At 67.0% G+C, this 17,847-nt stretch carries 12 protein-coding genes; 1 reads left to right on the forward strand and 11 read right to left on the reverse strand.

The genetic code is table 11. The features are described 5' to 3' along the window. Positions 1-121 precede the first annotated feature (121 nt). The 3 genes from fusA to rpsL are packed head-to-tail and all read right to left on the reverse strand — an operon-like array spanning position 122 to position 3,132. Positions 122-2,248: an elongation factor G gene (gene fusA / locus AB0M27_RS33300; protein WP_365727281.1), complete on the reverse strand. Its 2,127-nt coding sequence runs from the start codon at positions 2,246-2,248 to the stop codon at positions 122-124. 39 nt (positions 2,249-2,287) lie between these two features. After that, positions 2,288-2,758, reverse strand: coding sequence for a 30S ribosomal protein S7 (gene rpsG, locus AB0M27_RS33305; protein ID WP_365727283.1), 471 nt, complete (start codon positions 2,756-2,758; stop codon positions 2,288-2,290). A gap of 2 nt (positions 2,759-2,760) precedes the next feature. Further along, entirely contained in the window at positions 2,761-3,132 is a 372-nt protein-coding gene (gene rpsL / locus AB0M27_RS33310) for a 30S ribosomal protein S12 (protein ID WP_003948652.1), read from the reverse strand. Positions 3,133-3,702: 570 nt separating this feature from the next. Between rpsL and AB0M27_RS33315 the strand changes: the two genes are divergently transcribed. Beyond that, positions 3,703-3,975 (forward strand): hypothetical protein, encoded by a 273-nt coding sequence (locus AB0M27_RS33315; protein WP_365727285.1) that lies wholly within the window; start codon positions 3,703-3,705, stop codon positions 3,973-3,975. Positions 3,976-5,028: 1,053 nt separating this feature from the next. Here the strand turns inward: AB0M27_RS33315 and AB0M27_RS33320 are convergent. The 8 genes from AB0M27_RS33320 to nusG all read right to left on the reverse strand — a co-directional run bounded on the left by AB0M27_RS33320 (position 5,029) and on the right by nusG (position 17,832). Beyond that, positions 5,029-8,928 (reverse strand): DNA-directed RNA polymerase subunit beta', encoded by a 3,900-nt coding sequence (locus AB0M27_RS33320; protein WP_365727286.1) that lies wholly within the window; start codon positions 8,926-8,928, stop codon positions 5,029-5,031. A 98-nt stretch (positions 8,929-9,026) separates the two neighbouring features. Then, positions 9,027-12,512, reverse strand: coding sequence for a DNA-directed RNA polymerase subunit beta (gene rpoB, locus AB0M27_RS33325; RefSeq protein WP_365727288.1), 3,486 nt, complete (start codon positions 12,510-12,512; stop codon positions 9,027-9,029). A 569-nt stretch (positions 12,513-13,081) separates the two neighbouring features. After that, the gene (rplL, locus tag AB0M27_RS33330; protein WP_055706209.1) at positions 13,082-13,468 is read right to left on the reverse strand and encodes a 50S ribosomal protein L7/L12; all 387 of its coding nucleotides are present in this window, start codon (positions 13,466-13,468) and stop codon (positions 13,082-13,084) included. A 112-nt stretch (positions 13,469-13,580) separates the two neighbouring features. Beyond that, positions 13,581-14,111, reverse strand: a complete 531-nt coding sequence (gene rplJ / locus AB0M27_RS33335; protein ID WP_055706208.1) for a 50S ribosomal protein L10 — start codon at positions 14,109-14,111, stop codon at positions 13,581-13,583. A gap of 308 nt (positions 14,112-14,419) precedes the next feature. After that, positions 14,420-15,364, reverse strand: coding sequence for a hypothetical protein (locus AB0M27_RS33340; protein WP_365727290.1), 945 nt, complete (start codon positions 15,362-15,364; stop codon positions 14,420-14,422). A 180-nt stretch (positions 15,365-15,544) separates the two neighbouring features. Next, the gene (rplA, locus tag AB0M27_RS33345; RefSeq protein WP_365727291.1) at positions 15,545-16,270 is read right to left on the reverse strand and encodes a 50S ribosomal protein L1; all 726 of its coding nucleotides are present in this window, start codon (positions 16,268-16,270) and stop codon (positions 15,545-15,547) included. Positions 16,271-16,372: 102 nt separating this feature from the next. Further along, complete coding sequence (gene rplK / locus AB0M27_RS33350) at positions 16,373-16,807, reverse strand: 50S ribosomal protein L11 (RefSeq protein ID WP_023547415.1); 435 nt, start codon at positions 16,805-16,807, stop codon at positions 16,373-16,375. Positions 16,808-16,977: 170 nt separating this feature from the next. Then, a complete protein-coding gene (nusG, locus tag AB0M27_RS33355; RefSeq protein WP_365727293.1) occupies positions 16,978-17,832 on the reverse strand; it encodes a transcription termination/antitermination protein NusG in 855 nt (284 codons plus the stop codon). Positions 17,833-17,847 lie beyond the last annotated feature (15 nt).

The following is a 17,847-nucleotide window of genomic DNA, read 5'->3' on the forward strand; positions in this document are numbered from 1 at the left end:
CTTCATCGGCGCCAGGTGATCTTTGCTGTAAAGGCCCGGAACCGGGGGCAAACATCCGGGTTGACGGCTGTTTGCCCCTTGAGGCTCCGGAGTCAAGCCTACGGCGTGTGAACGCGGTGCGTTACTCGCCCTTGGCCTTCGCGATGATCTCCTCGGCGACGTTCCGCGGAACCTCGGCGTAGGAGTCGAACTGCATGGAGTAGCTGGCGCGGCCGGACGTCTTGCTGCGCAGGTCGCCGACGTAGCCGAACATCTCCGAAAGGGGCACGAGGCCCTTCACGACGCGGGCACCGGCCCGCTCCTCCATGGCCTGGATCTGGCCACGGCGGGAGTTGATGTCGCCGATGACCTCACCCATGTAGTCCTCGGGCGTGGTGACCTCGACGGCCATCATCGGCTCGAGCAGCACGGGCGAAGCCTTGCGCGCGGCCTCCTTGAAGGCCTGCGAACCGGCGATCTTGAAGGCGAGCTCGGAGGAGTCGACCTCGTGGTAGCCACCGTCGATCAGGATGACGCGCACGCCGGTCATCTCGTAACCGGCGAGGATGCCGAACTGCATGGCCTCCTGCGCACCGGCGTCGACCGAAGGGATGTACTCCTTCGGGATACGACCGCCGGTCACCTTGTTCACGAACTCGTACGAGGCGTCGCCGCCCTCGATCGGCTCGATCGCGATCTGCACCTTGGCGAACTGACCGGTACCACCGGTCTGCTTCTTGTGGGTGTAGTCGACGCGCTCGACGGCCTTGCGGATCGTCTCGCGGTACGCGACCTGCGGCTTGCCGACGTTGGCCTCGACCTTGAACTCACGGCGCATACGGTCGACCAGCACCTCGAGGTGCAGCTCGCCCATACCGCCGATGATGGTCTGGCCGGTCTCCTCGTCCGAGTGGACCTGGAAGGACGGGTCCTCCTCGGCCAGGCGCTGGATCGCGACGCCCAGCTTCTCCTGGTCGCCCTTCGACTTGGGCTCGATGGCGACCTGGATGACCGGCGCCGGGAAGTCCATGGACTCCAGGATGACCGGGTTCTTGTCGTCGGCCAGCGTCTCACCGGTGGTGGTCTGCTTCAGGCCCATGACGGCGACGATGTCGCCGGCGCCCACCGACTCGATCTCCTCACGCTTGTTGGCGTGCATGCGGTAGATCTTGCCGATGCGCTCCTTCTTGCCCTTGACGGAGTTCAGCACCGAAGAGCCGGACTCCAGGCGGCCCGAGTAAACCCGGACGAAGGTGAGCTTGCCGAGGTGCGGGTCGCTCATGATCTTGAACGCCAGCGCGGACAGCGGCTCGTCGTCGGACGGCTTGCGCTTGACGACCATCTCCGGGTCCTTGACGTCGTGGCCCTCGATGGCCTCGATGTCAACCGGGGAGGGCAGGTAGCGCACGACCGCGTCGAGCAGGGGCTGGACGCCCTTGTTCTTGAACGCGGTGCCACAGAACACCGGGGTGACCGTGGTGCCCTTGCTCTTGCCGGACGCGATGGTGATACGACGGATCGCGGCGTACAGCTGCTCCTCGGTGGGCTCCTCGCCCTCCAGGTACAGCTCCATGATCTCTTCGTCGTTCTCGGCCACGGCCTCGACCAGCTTGCCGCGGTACTCCTCGGCAGCCTCGGTGTGGGTGTCCGGGATGTCGACGACGTCGTACATCTCGCCCTTGGTGGCCTCGGCGGACCACACGAGCGCCTTCATGCGGACCAGGTCCACGACGCCCTTGAAGTCGGCCTCGGCACCGATCGGCAGCTGCATCACGATCGGCTGAGCGCCCAGGCGGTCGCTGATCATGTCGACACAGCGGTGGAACTCGGCACCGGTGCGGTCGAGCTTGTTGACGAAGCAGATACGCGGAACGCCGTAGCGGTCCGCCTGACGCCACACGGTCTCGGACTGGGGCTCAACGCCGGCGACGCCGTCGAACACCGTCACGGCACCGTCGAGCACGCGCAGGGAACGCTCCACCTCGACGGTGAAGTCGACGTGGCCCGGCGTGTCGATGATGTTGATGGTGTGGTCGACGTCTTCCAGCGGCCAGTGGCAGGTGGTGGCAGCAGAGGTGATCGTGATGCCACGCTCCTGCTCCTGCTCCATCCAGTCCATGGTGGCAGCGCCGTCGTGGACCTCACCGATCTTGTACGACACACCGGTGTAGAACAGGATCCGCTCGGTGGTGGTCGTCTTGCCCGCGTCGATGTGGGCCATGATCCCGATGTTGCGGACCTTGGCCAGGTCAAGTGAAGTGGTAGCCATAAGGCTTCAGTCTTCTCTCGGTCTCGATGTGGGTAGCGACTACCAGCGGTAGTGCGCGAAGGCCTTGTTGGACTCGGCCATCTTGTGCGTGTCCTCGCGCTTCTTCACCGCGGCACCGAGGCCGTTGGAGGCGTCGAGGAGTTCGTTGAGCAGACGCTCGGTCATGGTCTTCTCGCGACGGGCGCGGGAGTAACCGACCAGCCAGCGCAGCGCCAGGGTGTTGGCACGGCCGGGCTTGACCTCGACCGGGACCTGGTAGGTGGCACCACCGACACGGCGGGACTTGACCTCGAGGGTCGGCTTGATGTTCTCGAGAGCGCGCTTGAGCGTGACGACCGGGTCGTTGCCGGTCTTGTCGCGCAGGCCCTCCATGGCGCCGTAGACGATGCGCTCGGCGGTGGAGCGCTTGCCGTTCAGCAGCACCTTGTTGATCAGGGAGGTCACCAGAGGAGAACCGTAGACCGGGTCGATGATGACCGGGCGCTTCGGGGCGGGGCCCTTACGAGGCATTCTTACTTCTCCTTCTTGGCGCCGTAACGGCTGCGAGCCTGCTTGCGGTTCTTGACACCCTGGGTGTCGAGCGAACCGCGGATGATCTTGTAGCGAACACCCGGCAGGTCCTTCACACGGCCGCCGCGCACGAGCACGATGGAGTGCTCCTGCAGGTTGTGTCCCTCACCCGGAATGTAAGCGGTGACCTCGATGCCGCTGGTCAGACGCACACGCGCGACCTTGCGGAGGGCCGAGTTCGGCTTCTTCGGGGTGGTCGTGAACACACGCGTGCAGACGCCACGACGCTGAGGGGAACCCTCGAGTGCGGGCGTCTTGTTCTTCTCGACCTTGTCCTGCCGGCCCTTGCGGACCAGCTGCTGGATCGTAGGCACTACTTCTCCGGTTTCTGTGTGCCGATGGGTACAGCTAACCTGGAACTTCGCCGACCCACGCGGTCGGGTGTGTCGAATCCGGCGGACTCCCGCCGCAAGGCGAAAAGAGCACAGATTACGGTGGCCGCTCACAGCTCGCCATGCGGTCTGAAGGCACGCACGAGAGCCAGGGCACACCCCAGGCACAAGGTCTGAGCGTACCTACCTCATTCGCTGTGGTCAAAACAAATGAACCCTGCCTCTATCACGTCGGCCGCGCTGTCAAGCCCTTACGCCGCGCTACGCCCCGCTGTCCAACGGGTACCAGCACCCGAAACGACTCAAACACAACCGAGTCAGACCACTGCCCGCACCGCCCGGCCGACGCATTCTCGCCACGAATCCACGGGGCAGGAGCACGCGGGCTTGCAGGGTCGGTCACGGGGAAGCCGCACGGGAGCGGCGGCAAAGCGCCGACCCAGGCACCGGGCACTTCCGACCGCCCGCCACGGTTGGGTATGCCCGCTACGGGCAGGCGCGACGTCGCGCAGCTGTATGCCGCCGGAACCTGCTCTCCGCAGGGGTGACGGCGTGCCTGTGGTGCACGTCCTGGTGCTGGTGCCCACGCCCACAGCCCGCTGGCATTCGGCGGCCCGGGTCATACGGCGCCTGGGCTTCGGCCGGCCGTGGACGACACACCCGGGCCGGCCGGGCGACGGGCCGCACGGCGCCGAGGCGCTCCGCTCGGCCGTGGGGGACACGCCCGGGCGGCCCTGGCCGCAGCACCGGCCAAGGCGCGAAGAGGGCGCGGAAGGCGCCGAGCAGGCCGTCACGTCCTACGGCTGCTGCGCCTGCGACCCGTAGGCGGCCGGACGATTGGGCCTGACGACCTCGCGGACCTTCACGCCGAGGCGGAGGCGTACGAGAAGTCCCGGCGAAGCGCACCGGCGCGCGTCCCGGCCCTACTGGAGCGCGGTTGCGCGGCCTTGGAGCGACTGGAGCCGGCCACGCGCACCGGCGACGCACGGCTCCGGGAGACGCTTGAGTACTGCTTCCCGGGCCCACCGGAGGTGGCTCCGCGCTGCTGGTGTCCGAGCCGGAGCCGCACACGACCTTCGCGAGCACCCGGGATCCGCCCGGCACCCCGGGCCGCTGTCGGTGCTTTCCCGCGCCACCGGAGGTGGCACAGCGCTGCTGGTGTTCCAGCCGGAGCCGCACGCGACCTTCGCGAGCACCCGGGATCCGCCCGGCACGCCAGGTCGCCGTCTCTGCTTCCCGGACTCGCCGGGGGCATCCGCGCTGCCAGTGTTCCAGCCGGAGCCGCACGCGACCTTCGCGAGCACCCGGGATCCGCCCGGCACGCCGGGCCGCCGTCTCTGCTTCCCGGACTCGCCGGGGGCATCCGCGCTGCCAGTGTTCCAGCCGGAGCCGCACGCGACCTTCGCGAGCACCCGGGATCCGCCCGGCACGCCGGGCCGCCGTCTCTGCTTCCCGGACTCGCCGGGGGCATCCGCGCTGCCAGTGTTCCAGCTGGAACCGTACGCGACTTTCGCGAGCACCCGGGATCCGCCCGGCACCTCGGGCCGCCGTCTGTGCTGGGGCTGGTCCCGTACCACCCCGCTGCGCGGCCGGGTGCTGGTCCGGGCCGGTGGCGAGCTGTTCCTCAGCGGCCGCGCGAGCGGCCGGTGGCGGCTCGCTCTGCGGCCGACGTCGAGATACGCCGCCTGGAGCCAGGCGGCGTATCTCGGCGGGGAGGGCGCGGATCCGGCAGGTTCCCGGCGGTCGTACACGGTCCTGCGGGTGAGCCCCTCCCCGGTGGCGTCCCTGCCCCCACGACCGCCGGCTCAGCAGGCTGTGCATCGAGAGAACGCCGAAGGGCGGCCACCCCGAGGGGTGACCGCCCTTCATGCTGCTCGCTTACTGGTTGTACGGACCGTAGTCGTAGTCCTCCAGCGGGACGGCCTGGCCGGAGCCGGTGCCGAACGGCGAGTAGTCGATGTCGTCGTAGCCGACGGCCGAGTACATCGCGGCCTTGGCCTCCTCGGTCGGCTCGACCCGGATGTTGCGGTAGCGGGACAGGCCCGTACCGGCCGGGATGAGCTTACCGATGATGACGTTCTCCTTGAGGCCGATGAGGCTGTCGGACTTGGCGTTGATCGCCGCGTCCGTCAGGACTCGGGTCGTCTCCTGGAAGGAGGCGGCCGACAGCCAGGATTCCGTCGCCAGCGAGGCCTTGGTGATACCCATCAGCTGCGGACGACCGGAGGCCGGGTGACCGCCCTCCTGCACCACACGACGGTTCTCCTGCTCGAAGCGGGAACGCTCGACCAGCTCGCCGGGCAGCAGCTCGGCGTCGCCGGACTCGATGATCGTCACGCGGCGCAGCATCTGCCGGATGATGATCTCGATGTGCTTGTCGTGGATGGACACACCCTGCGAGTTGTAGACCTTCTGGACCTCGCCGACCAGGTGGACCTGAACGGCACGCTGGCCCAGGATGCGCAGCACGTCGTGCGGGTTGGTGGCACCCACGGTGAGCTGCTGGCCCACCTCGACGTGCTCGCCCTCGCTGACCAGGACCTTGGCACGCTTCGAGATCGGGTAGGCCGTCTCGTCGCTGCCGTCGTCCGGGGTGACGATGAGCTTCTTGGTCTTCTCGGTCTCCTCGATCCGCACGCGCCCGGAGGCCTCGGAGATCGGGGCGACACCCTTCGGAGTACGGGCCTCGAAGAGCTCGACGACACGCGGCAGACCCTGGGTGATGTCGTCACCGGCCACACCACCGGTGTGGAAGGTACGCATCGTCAGCTGGGTACCGGGCTCACCGATGGACTGGGCGGCGATGATGCCGACCGCCTCACCGATGTCGACCAGCTTGCCCGTGGCGAGCGAACGGCCGTAGCACATCGCGCAGGTGCCGACGGCGGACTCGCAGGTCAGGACCGAGCGGGTCTTGACCTCCTCGACGCCGTGCTTGACCAGCTCGTCGATGAGCACGTCACCGAGGTCGGTACCGGCCGGGGCCAGCACCTTGCCGTCGACGACGATGTCCTCGGCGAGGCAGCGCGCGTACACGGACGTCTCGACGTCGTTCGCCTTGCGCAGCACGCCGTCCGCACCCCGCTCCGCGATGTGGAGCTTGAGGCCACGCTCGGTGCCGCAGTCCTCCTCGCGGATGATGACGTCCTGGGAGACGTCGACCAGACGACGGGTGAGGTAACCCGAGTCGGCGGTACGAAGAGCGGTGTCCGCAAGACCCTTACGGGCACCGTGCGTGGAGATGAAGTACTCCAGCACGGACAGACCCTCACGGAACGACGCCTTGATCGGACGCGGGATCGTCTCGTTCTTCGCGTTCGACACCAGACCACGCATACCGGCAATCTGACGCATCTGCATCATGTTGCCTCGTGCACCCGAGTTCACCATCATGAAGATCGGGTTGGTCTTCGGGAAGTTCTCGTTCATCGCCTCGGCGACCTCGTTGGTCGCCTTGGTCCAGATCGCGATGAGCTCCTGCGTGCGCTCGTCCTTGGTGATCAGACCGCGCTCGTACTGCTTCTGGACCTTCTCGTCCTGCGCCTCGTAGCCCTTGACGATCTCCTTCTTCGCCTCGGGAACGACGACGTCGGAGATGGCGACGGTGACGCCGGAACGGGTGGCCCAGTAGAAGCCGGCCGCCTTCAGGTTGTCGAGCGTCGCCGCCACGATGACCTTCGGGTAGCGCTCGGCGAGGTCGTTGACGATCTCGGAGAGCTGCTTCTTGCCGACCTCGTAGTCGACGAACGGGTAGTCCTCGGGCAGCAGCTCGTTGAAGAGCGCACGGCCCAGCGTGGTGTTCAGCCGGAAGCTGTCACCCTGCTGCCACTCCGGCTCGCCCTCCTCGCGCGCCGGCGGGGTCCAGCCGCGCGGCGGGATGGTGCCCACCGGGAAGCGGATGTCCACGCGCGACTGCAGCGAGAGCTCGCCGGCGTCGAACGCCATGATCGCCTCGGCCACGGACGCGAACGAGCGGCCCTCGCCCTTGACGTCACGCATCTCGCCGTCGGTGGTGAGGAAGAACAGACCGAGGACCATGTCCTGGGTCGGCATCGTCACCGGACGGCCGTCGGCCGGCTTGAGGATGTTGTTCGAGGACAGCATCAGGATGCGGGCCTCGGCCTGCGCCTCCGCGGACAGCGGCAGGTGCACGGCCATCTGGTCACCGTCGAAGTCCGCGTTGAACGCGGTGCAGACGAGCGGGTGGATCTGGATGGCCTTGCCCTCGACCAGCTGCGGCTCGAAGGCCTGGATCCCGAGGCGGTGCAGGGTGGGAGCACGGTTCAGCAGAACCGGGTGCTCGGCGATGACCTCTTCGAGGACGTCGTACACGACCGTACGGCCGCGCTCCACCATGCGCTTGGCGCTCTTGATGTTCTGCGCGTGGTTCAGGTCGACCAGGCGCTTCATCACGAACGGCTTGAACAGCTCCAGCGCCATGGCCTTGGGCAGACCGCACTGGTGCAGCTTCAGCTGCGGGCCGACGACGATGACGGAACGCGCCGAGTAGTCGACTCGCTTACCGAGCAGGTTCTGACGGAATCGACCCTGCTTACCCTTCAGCATGTCGCTGAGGGACTTCAGCGGGCGGTTACCGGGGCCGGTCACCGGACGGCCGCGACGACCGTTGTCGAAGAGGGCGTCAACAGCCTCCTGAAGCATGCGCTTCTCGTTGTTGACGATGATCTCCGGGGCACCGAGGTCCAGGAGCCTCTTCAGACGGTTGTTGCGGTTGATGACACGGCGGTACAGGTCGTTCAGGTCGGAGGTCGCGAAGCGGCCACCGTCCAGCTGCACCATCGGGCGCAGGTCCGGCGGGATGACCGGGACGCAGTCCAGGACCATGCCCTTGGGGCTGTTGGACGTCTGCAGGAACGCGGAGACGACCTTCAGGCGCTTGAGGGCACGGGTCTTCTTCTGGCCCTTGCCGGTCCGGATGATCTCGCGGAGCCTCTCGGCCTCCTCCTCGAGGTCGAAGGACTCCAGGCGCTTCTGCAGCGCCGCGGCACCCATCGAGCCGTCGAAGTACGTGCCGAAGCGGTCCCGCAGCTCGCGGTAGAGCAGCTCGTCGCCCTCCAGGTCCTGGACCTTGAGGTTCTTGAACCGGTTCCACACCTCGTCGAGGCGGTCGATCTCGCGCTGCGCGCGGTCGCGCAGCTGCTTCATCTCGCGCTCGGCACCTTCGCGCACCTTGCGGCGCACGTCGGCCTTGGCACCCTCGGCCTCCAGCTCGGCCAGGTCGGCCTCGAGCTTCTTGGCGCGGGCCTCCAGGTCGGCGTCGCGGCGGTTCTCGATCTGCTGGCGCTCGACCGAGACGTGCGCCTCCAGGGAGGGCAGGTCGCGGGTACGGCGCTCCTCGTCGACGTACGTGATCATGTACGCGGCGAAGTAGATGACCTTCTCGAGGTCCTTGGGCGCCAGGTCGAGCAGGTAGCCGAGGCGCGAGGGGACACCCTTGAAGTACCAGATGTGCGTGACGGGCGCGGCCAGCTCGATGTGGCCCATCCGCTCACGGCGCACCTTGGCGCGCGTGACCTCGACACCACAGCGCTCGCAGATGATGCCCTTGAAGCGGACGCGCTTGTACTTGCCGCAGTAGCACTCCCAGTCCCGGGTCGGACCGAAGATCTTCTCGCAGAAGAGTCCGTCCTTCTCGGGCTTCAGGGTGCGGTAGTTGATGGTCTCGGGCTTCTTGACCTCGCCGTGGCTCCACTGACGGATGTCGTCAGCGGTGGCCAGGCCGATCCGGAGCTCGTCGAAGAAGTTGACGTCGAGCACTATGCGTCAATCCCTCTCAGGGTCGTAAGTCTGTGGTCTGAAACGGGGGCCTGGGGGTCGGCGGGGCCCTTGTGGGTCAGGGCCCCGCCGGACTCCCGTCAGACCTCTTCGACGCTGCTCGGCTCGCGCCGGGACAGGTCGATGCCGAGCTCCTCCGCAGCGCGGAAGACGTCCTCGTCGGTGTCACGCATCTCGATGGACATACCGTCGCTGGACAGCACCTCCACGTTCAGGCAGAGCGACTGCATCTCCTTGATGAGGACCTTGAAGGACTCGGGGATGCCGGGCTCGGGGATGTTCTCGCCCTTGACGATGGCCTCGTAGACCTTCACGCGGCCGGTGACGTCGTCGGACTTGATGGTCAGCAGCTCCTGGAGGGCGTACGCGGCGCCGTAGGCCTCGAGGGCCCACACCTCCATCTCGCCGAACCGCTGGCCACCGAACTGCGCCTTACCACCCAGCGGCTGCTGGGTGATCATCGAGTACGGACCGGTCGAGCGGGCGTGCAGCTTGTCGTCGACCAGGTGGTGCAGCTTCAGGATGTACATGTAGCCGACCGAGATCGGGTCCGGGAACGGCTCACCGGAGCGGCCGTCGAACAGCCGCGCCTTGCCGGACGGGAGCACCATGCGCTCGCCGTCGCGGTTCGGGATGGTGTGCTGCAGCAGACCCGCCAGCTCGTCCTCGCGGGCACCGTCGAACACCGGGGTCGCGACGTTGGTGCGCGGGTCGACCTGGTCGGCGCCGATGGCCTGCAGGCGCTGCGCCCACTCGTCGGCGAGGCCGGAGACGTCCCAGCCGCGGCTGGCGAGCCAGCCGAGGTGGATCTCCAGGACCTGTCCCGGGTTCATTCGGGACGGCACACCCAGCGGGTTGAGGATGATGTCGACCGGGGTGCCGTCCTCCAGGAACGGCATGTCCTCGATCGGCAGGATCTTCGAGATGACACCCTTGTTGCCGTGCCGGCCGGCGAGCTTGTCACCGTCGGTGATCTTGCGCTTCTGCGCGACGTAGACGCGGACCAGTTGGTTCACGCCCGGCGGCAGCTCGTCGCCCTCCTCGCGGTCGAAGACGCGCACACCGATGACCTTGCCGGTCTCGCCGTGCGGCACCTTCAGCGAGGTGTCACGGACCTCACGGGCCTTCTCGCCGAAGATCGCGCGCAGCAGGCGCTCCTCGGGGGTCAGCTCGGTCTCACCCTTCGGGGTGACCTTGCCGACGAGGATGTCACCGGCGATGACCTCGGCACCGATACGGATGATGCCACGCTCGTCGAGGTCGGCGAGAACCTCCTCGGAGACGTTCGGGATGTCCCGGGTGATCTCCTCGGGGCCGAGCTTGGTGTCACGGGCGTCGACCTCGTGCTCCTCGATGTGGATCGAGGAGAGGACGTCGTCCTGCACGAGGCGCTGCGACAGGATGATCGCGTCCTCGTAGTTGTGACCCTCCCACGGCATGAACGCCACGAGCAGGTTCTTGCCGAGGGCCATCTCGCCGTTCTGGGTGGCCGGGCCATCGGCCAGCACCTGGCCGGTGACCACGCGGTCGCCCTCGTTGACGATGACCTTCTGGTTGACCGAGGTGCCCTGGTTGGACCGGGAGAACTTGGCCAGGCGGTACGTGATGTACGTGCCGTCGTCGTTGGTGGTGGTGATGTAGTCCGCGGAGACCTCCTGGACCACACCGTCCTTCTCGGCCTTGACCACGTCGCCGGCGTCGACCGCGGAGCGGTACTCCATGCCGGTGCCGACGAGCGGCGCCTCCGACTTAATCAGCGGCACGGCCTGACGCATCATGTTCGCGCCCATGAGGGCACGGTTGGCGTCGTCGTGCTCGAGGAAGGGGATCATGGCGGTCGCGACCGACACCATCTGGCGCGGCGAGACGTCCATGTAGTCCACGTCCTCGGGGCCGACGTAGTCGACCTCGCCGCCACGGCGGCGGACCAGCACACGGGCCTCGGCGAACCGCATCTCGTCGTTCAGCGGCGCGTTGGCCTGCGCGATGACGAAGCGGTCCTCCTCGTCGGCGGTCAGGTAGTCGACCTCGTCGGTGACCTGGCCCTCGACGACCTTGCGGTACGGGGTCTCGATGAAACCGAACGCGTTGACCCGGCCGTAGGAGGCGAGCGAGCCGATCAGACCGATGTTCGGGCCTTCCGGCGTCTCGATCGGGCACATGCGGCCGTAGTGCGAGGGGTGCACGTCACGGACCTCGAAGCCGGCCCGCTCACGGGAGAGACCACCCGGGCCGAGGGCGTTCAGACGACGCTTGTGCGTCAGCCCCGACAGCGGGTTGTTCTGGTCCATGAACTGGGACAGCTGCGAGGTGCCGAAGAACTCCTTGATCGACGCCACGACCGGGCGGATGTTGATCAGGGTCTGCGGCGTGATCGCCTCGACGTCCTGGGTGGTCATGCGCTCGCGCACGACACGCTCCATACGGGCGAGACCCGTACGGACCTGGTTCTGGATCAGCTCACCGACGCTGCGGATACGGCGGTTGCCGAAGTGGTCGATGTCGTCGGTCTCGACCATGATCGTGCGGCCGGACTCGGCCACCGTCTCGGTCTCACCGGCGTGCAGCTTCACCAGGTACTTGATGGTGGCGATGACGTCGTCGGTGGTGAGCACGCCGGCGTCCAGCGGCTCGTCCGCACCGAGCTTCTTGTTGACCTTGTAGCGGCCGACCTTGGCGAGGTCGTAGCGCTTCGGGTTGAAGTAGAGGTTCTCCAGCAGCGTCTGCGCGGCCTCACGCGTGGGGGGCTCGCCCGGACGCAGCTTGCGGTAGATGTCGAGCAGCGCGTCGTCCTGGCCCTGGGTGTGGTCCTTCTCCAGGGTGGCGCGCATCGACTCGTACTCGCCGAACTCCTCGAGGATCTGCTCGGTCGTCCAGCCGAGCGCCTTCAGCAGCACGGTGACCGACTGCTTGCGCTTGCGGTCGATGCGGACACCGACCATGTCGCGCTTGTCGATCTCCATCTCCAGCCAGGCACCCCGGGACGGGATGATCTTGGCGGAGAAGATGTCCTTGTCGGACGTCTTGTCGATGGTGGAGTCGAAGTAGACACCGGGGGAACGGACCAGCTGAGACACAACGACACGCTCGGTGCCGTTGATGACGAAGGTGCCCTTGTTCGTCATGAGCGGGAAGTCGCCCATGAAGACCGTCTGGGACTTGATCTCACCGGTCTCGTTGTTGGTGAACTCCGCGGTGACGAAGAGCGGGGCCGCGTACGTGAAGTCGCGCTCCTTGCACTCGTCGATGGAGTTCTTCGGCGGCTCGAAGCGGTGGTCCCGGAACGTCAGGGACATCGACCCGGAGAAGTCCTCGATCGGGGAGATCTCCTCGAAGATCTCCTCCAGACCGGACTTGGTGGGGACGTCCTGACCGTTCTCCAGAGCCTCCTCGACCCGACTCTGCCAGGCGGTGTTGCCGAGCAGCCAGTCGAAGCTCTCGGTCTGCAGCGCGAGCAGGTTCGGAACCTCGAGAGGCTCCTTGATCTTTGCAAAGGAGATGCGCAGCGGGGCAGTGCTGGCGCCGTTGTTCATATTCGCGGTCGAGGCATTGCGCGAGGCGGCCAAGAGGGGGTCCTTCCGAGGGCTCGGACTCACTACGCGCGTACCGGCCCCTCTCCCGTACACAGAGACAGAAAGCCCAGGTCAAGGTGGCTTTTGTCGTCAGTGCTCGAGTGAGGGCAGACCCCTGGTGACGGGCAGGGGACAGCTAACAGGCAGCGCAAAGGGTCAGTGTAGCCACTTGGCACACTGATGTCCAGTGCGGGTTTGTCGAGACCCTCGCTGTCCTCACCGCTCTTGTCAACGCCCTCGGCATGCCTGCCCTCAACGCACGTTGATACTGCCCTCTTCGTCGTCGATCCATGCCTCGGATTCGGATCCTTGTGACGACGCGTCCTGAGAATTGCGCGCTGCGTGCGGTTCGTCAAGGGCTCCCAGCCGGAACACCGCCGTCCGGAGACACGACGAAGATCACCTTACCCCTCACGAACACAGGTGCAAGGCAGGCCGGGCCGCACCCCGGGGAACGCCGAAGGGCGACCACCCAGATGGATGATCGCCCTTCGGTGCGTTCGCGTTACAGCCCTACGAGACTGATTTCGGCGCGCAGTCGAGTCCTGGGGACCCGGAAGGTCTTACTTGACCTCGACGGAGGCACCGGCGCCCTTGAGGGCCTCGGCAGCCTTGTCGGCGGCTTCCTTGTTGACCTTCTCGAGGACCGGCTTCGGGGTGCCGTCGACGAGGTCCTTGGCCTCCTTCAGACCCAGGGAGGTCAGCTCGCGCACGACCTTGATGACCTGGATCTTCTTGTCGCCGGCGCCGGTGAGGATGACGTCGAACTCGTCCTTCTCCTCGACGGCCTCGGCGGCCGGGGCACCCGGGGCGCCGGCGGCGGCCACGGCGACCGGGGCGGCGGCAGTGACGTCGAACTTCTCCTCGAAGGCCTTCACGAACTCGGAGAGCTCGATGAGGGTCATCTCCTCGAACTGCGCGAGCAGGTCTTCCTGGCTGAGCTTCGCCATGATGGGCGATCCTTCCACTCAAATCGGCAGGTGCCGGATGTACTGGGTGTGGCGGGCGTACGTCGGCCCGCTGCGACCCGTGCCGTCGGCGCGGGTCAGAAAGCGAGCCGAATTACTCGGCACCGCCCTGCTCGGCCTGCTTGGCGCGAAGCGCGTCCACGGTGCGGACGAGCTTCGACGGGAGCGCCTGGAAGAGCGCGGCAGCCTGGGACTGCTTGCCCTTCATGGCACCCGCCAGCTTGCTGAGCAGAACCTCGCGGGACTCGAGGTCCGCAAGCTTCTTGATCTCGTCGGCGGAGAGGGCCTTGCCCTCAAGGACACCGCCCTTGATGACGAGATTGGGGTTGTCCTTGGCGAAGTCACGCAGACCCTTCGCCGACTCCACCGGGTCACCGGTGACGAAGGCGACGGCCGTCGGGCCAGCGAAGAGCTGGTCCTCCAGCGTGATCCCGGCCTCCTTGGCCGCAATCTTGGTCAGCGTGTTCTTCACCACGGCGTACTGGGCGTTCTCACCGAGCGACCGGCGCAGCGTCTTGAGCTGCGCCACGGTGAGACCGCGGTACTCGGTCAGCACGGCGGCGTTGGAGCTGCGGAACTTGTCCGTCAGCTCCGCAACCGCGGCAGCCTTGTCGGGCCTCGCCATAGAGCCTCGGCCTCCTTCCGGGTGATTCGGACCGCGCGGACCCGAAGGAGGACTGGGTAAAACGAAACGCCCCGGCGCAGGCGCTCGGGGCGGACTCGACCGGCCGCACACGCGCTCGGCGCGCGCACTCCGGGAGTTCTTCCACTGTCACCTGCGCGGGTCGCCCACTTTTCAGCGGATCCTTCGGCCACCGCACCCTCGTACGAGTGCACGGCAACGACCAGCGGTCTTTGGCTTCTGGAAGAGAGTACCGGACCGGGGCACCGTCGAGCAAATCGGGCTCCACGGCGCCCCGGCCCGCGGTGCGGTCAGGAGCTGATGCCGGTGCCGGACCCGGAAGTGCCGGTGGCCGAGCCGTTCGCGGTGTTCCCGCTGCCGGGGACGCCGAGGGACTTCATCAGGTCCTTGAAGTCCTTGGTGTCGCCGGCCGGCGGGGCCTCGGCGGAGACCTGCACGCCGTAGTCGCTGTAGTAGGCGGTGCTGGCCAGGGTGCCCTTGGCGGTGTCGGCCTTCTCGGTCTTCTTCACCAGCAGGTTCTGGTCGTTGATCCAGAGGTCGATGGTGTCCGTGGTGATGCCGGTCTGGTCGAGCTGCTTCCGCAGGGCCGACAGCTGGTCCGCGCTGAGGTTGCTGCTCTTGCCCGCGAGGTCGGCGACGTTCACCGTGCCGGCGTAGTGCGTGGTGTGGACGCCGGAGACCGTCTCCTGGCCGACCTTCTTCACGTCACCGGAGGCCAGCAGCATCTTCACGGCCTGGTTCGGCGTGGAGGTCTGGGCCTGGTCCTTCAGGTACGAGCCGGAGGCGCCGCCGAACTTGGCGAGGTCGTCGTACCCGTACCTGACCCAGTGCTTGCCGCCCGTCTGCCGGGCGAACGCGGCGCCCATCTTCACGTAGTAGGCATCCGGCAGATAGCGGGCCTGCATCGAGGTGGTGCCGGCCTTGCGCATCATCTCGGCCATCTGGCCGCCGGTGTACGTGATGGTGAGGTTGCCCTTGAGGCCGTGGCCCCAGGCGAGGGCGCCGTTCCCGGTCGCCGACATCAGGTTGCCCATGGACATGGTGGAGCGCACCTTCGCCGAGTCCGCCTTGTCGGTGGACTGCTCGGCGGTGCGGAGGGCTGCGATGGGGCTGACGTGGATCGTGCCGTCGCCGGCCGCCTTGTCGCCCTTCGAGGAGCCGCAGGCGGCCACCCCGGTCAGTGCGGCCACCACGGCCACGGAAAGGGTCATCCGGCGCGCCGTCGTGCTCTTCATCTTGTCCTACCCCCATGCAAGTCGAGTGCCTGCACCGTAGCCCAGGCCACTGACAGTCGTCCGACAGGCCGTACAAAGAAAAGGCCGTACGAAGAAAGGACGGGCCCCGCACCTGGAAGGTTGCGGGGCCCGCCCTTTACTCACACGTACCTGACGCGGCTACCGGGATGAGCGGACGGCTCAGACGGCGGCCGGGTCCTCCTCGACGAGGAGGTTGCGGGTGCGGTTCGGGTCGACCGGGATGCCGGGGCCCATCGTGGTGGTGATGGCGGCCTTCTTGATGTAGCGACCCTTGGCGGCGGACGGCTTCAGACGGAGGATCTCCTCCAGCGCGGCGCCGTAGTTCTCCACCAGCTTGGAGTCGTCGAAGGACGCCTTGCCGATGATGAAGTGCAGGTTCGAGTGCTTGTCGACGCGGAACTCGATCTTGCCGCCCTTGATGTCGGTGACGGCCTTGGCGACGTCGGGGGTGACGGTGCCGGTCTTCGGGTTCGGCATCAGACCACGCGGGCCGAGGACGCGGCCGAGGCGGCCGACCTTGCCCATGAGGTCCGGGGTGGCGACGACGGCGTCGAAGTCCAGGCGGCCCTTCGAGACCTCGTCGATCAGCTCGTCGGCACCGACGATGTCGGCGCCCGCGGCACGCGCGGCCTCGGCACGGTCGCCGGTCGCGAAGACCAGGACCCGGGCGGTCTTACCGGTGCCGTGCGGAAGGTTCACGGTGCCACGGACCATCTGGTCGGCCTTGCGCGGGTCGACACCCAGACGGAAGGCGACCTCGACGGTGGCGTCGAACTTGGTCGTGGTGGTCTCCTTGGCGAGACGGACGGCCTCGAGCGGGGCGTACAGCTTCTCCCGGTCGATCTTGGCGTCCGCAGCGCGGAGAGCCTTGCTGCGCTTGCTCACAACTTGCTCCTGTGTGTTCTGAAAGGAGTCGTGGTCCCTGGGCCGAGCAGGCCCTGCCACGTGCGACCGGCCACGGCCGCATGACTGCTAGGTGGGTTGAGGTCAGCCTTCGACCGTGACGCCCATGGAACGCGCGGTACCGGCGATGATCTTCGCGGCGGCGTCCAGGTCGTTCGCGTTCAGGTCGGGCATCTTGGTCTGGGCGATCTCGCGGACCTGCGCCTCGGTGATCTTGGCGACCTTGGTCTTGTGCGGCTCGCCGGAGCCCTTCTCGATGCCCGCGGCCTTGAGGATCATCTTCGCGGCCGGCGGCGTCTTGGTGACGAAGGTGAAGGAGCGGTCCTCGTAGACCGTGATCTCCACCGGGATGACCCAACCGCGCTGCGACTCGGTCGCGGCGTTGTAGGCCTTGCAGAACTCCATGATGTTCACGCCGTGCTGACCCAGCGCGGGGCCGACCGGCGGGGCCGGGTTGGCGGCACCGGCCTGGATCTGGAGCTTGATGAGCCCCGTGACCTTCTTCTTCTTGGGAGGCATAGCTCTCCGGGTCCTTTCATTCGGGTCCATGCCCGCGCGAGGATCGCGATCCTGACGCAGGCATACCGCACAACGATAACGGGTATAGATGCGCGGCCAAAAACCGAGCAGGTCAGACCGGCTGAGACAGCCCGCCTGACCTGCGCGGAAGAGCGACGTCCAGAAATGGACTAGTTCTTCTGGATCTGGTCGAAGGACAGCTCGACCGGCGTCTCACGGCCGAAGATCTCCACCAGGCCCTTGACCTTCTTCGAGTCGGGGTTGATCTCGTTGATGGTCGCCTGCAGCGTGGCGAACGGGCCGTCGGTGACGGTGACCGAGTCGCCGACCTCGAAGTCCAGCACCTGGACCTCGACCTTGCGCTGCGGGGCGGGCTTGCCCTCGGCCTCGGCGGCCTCGCGGGCGGCCTTCTCCTCGGCCTCCGGGGCGAGCATCTTGACGATCTCGTCCAGGGTCAGCGGGTACGGGTCGTAGGCGTTGCCGACGAAGCCGGTGACACCCGGGGTATTGCGGACGACACCCCAGGACTCGTTGGTCAGGTCCATGCGGACCAGGACGTAACCCGGCAGCTTGTTCTGCTTGATCGTCTTGCGGTCGCCGTTCTTGATCTGGACGACCTCTTCCTGCGGCACCTCGGCCTGGAAGATGTAGTCCTCGACGTTCAGCGAGACGGCACGCTGCTCCAGGTTGGTCTTCACGCGGTTCTCGTAACCGGCGTAGGTGTGGATGACGTACCACTCGCCGGGCAGCGAGCGCAGTTCCTCGCGCAGGGCCTCGACGGGGTCGACAGGTTCGGCCGGCTCCTCCTCGGCGGCCTCGACGGCAGCCTCCTCGGCCTCTTCCTCGTCTTCCTCGTCCTTGACGTTCAGGGCAGCCTCTTCGGCCGGCTCCCCCGCCTCGGCCTCGGCAGCCTCGAACTCGTCCTGCTCGTCCGCGCCCTCGACGATGTCGCGCTCGTCGTCCACCATCTCGGCAGCGGTCCCGCGAGGCTCGATGGCGTCGTCGTTCAGGTTCGGGTCAGACACGATGGCTGCTTCTTC

Source organism: Streptomyces sp. NPDC052107 (assembly GCF_040680215.1).
GTDB lineage: Bacteria > Actinomycetota > Actinomycetes > Streptomycetales > Streptomycetaceae > Streptomyces.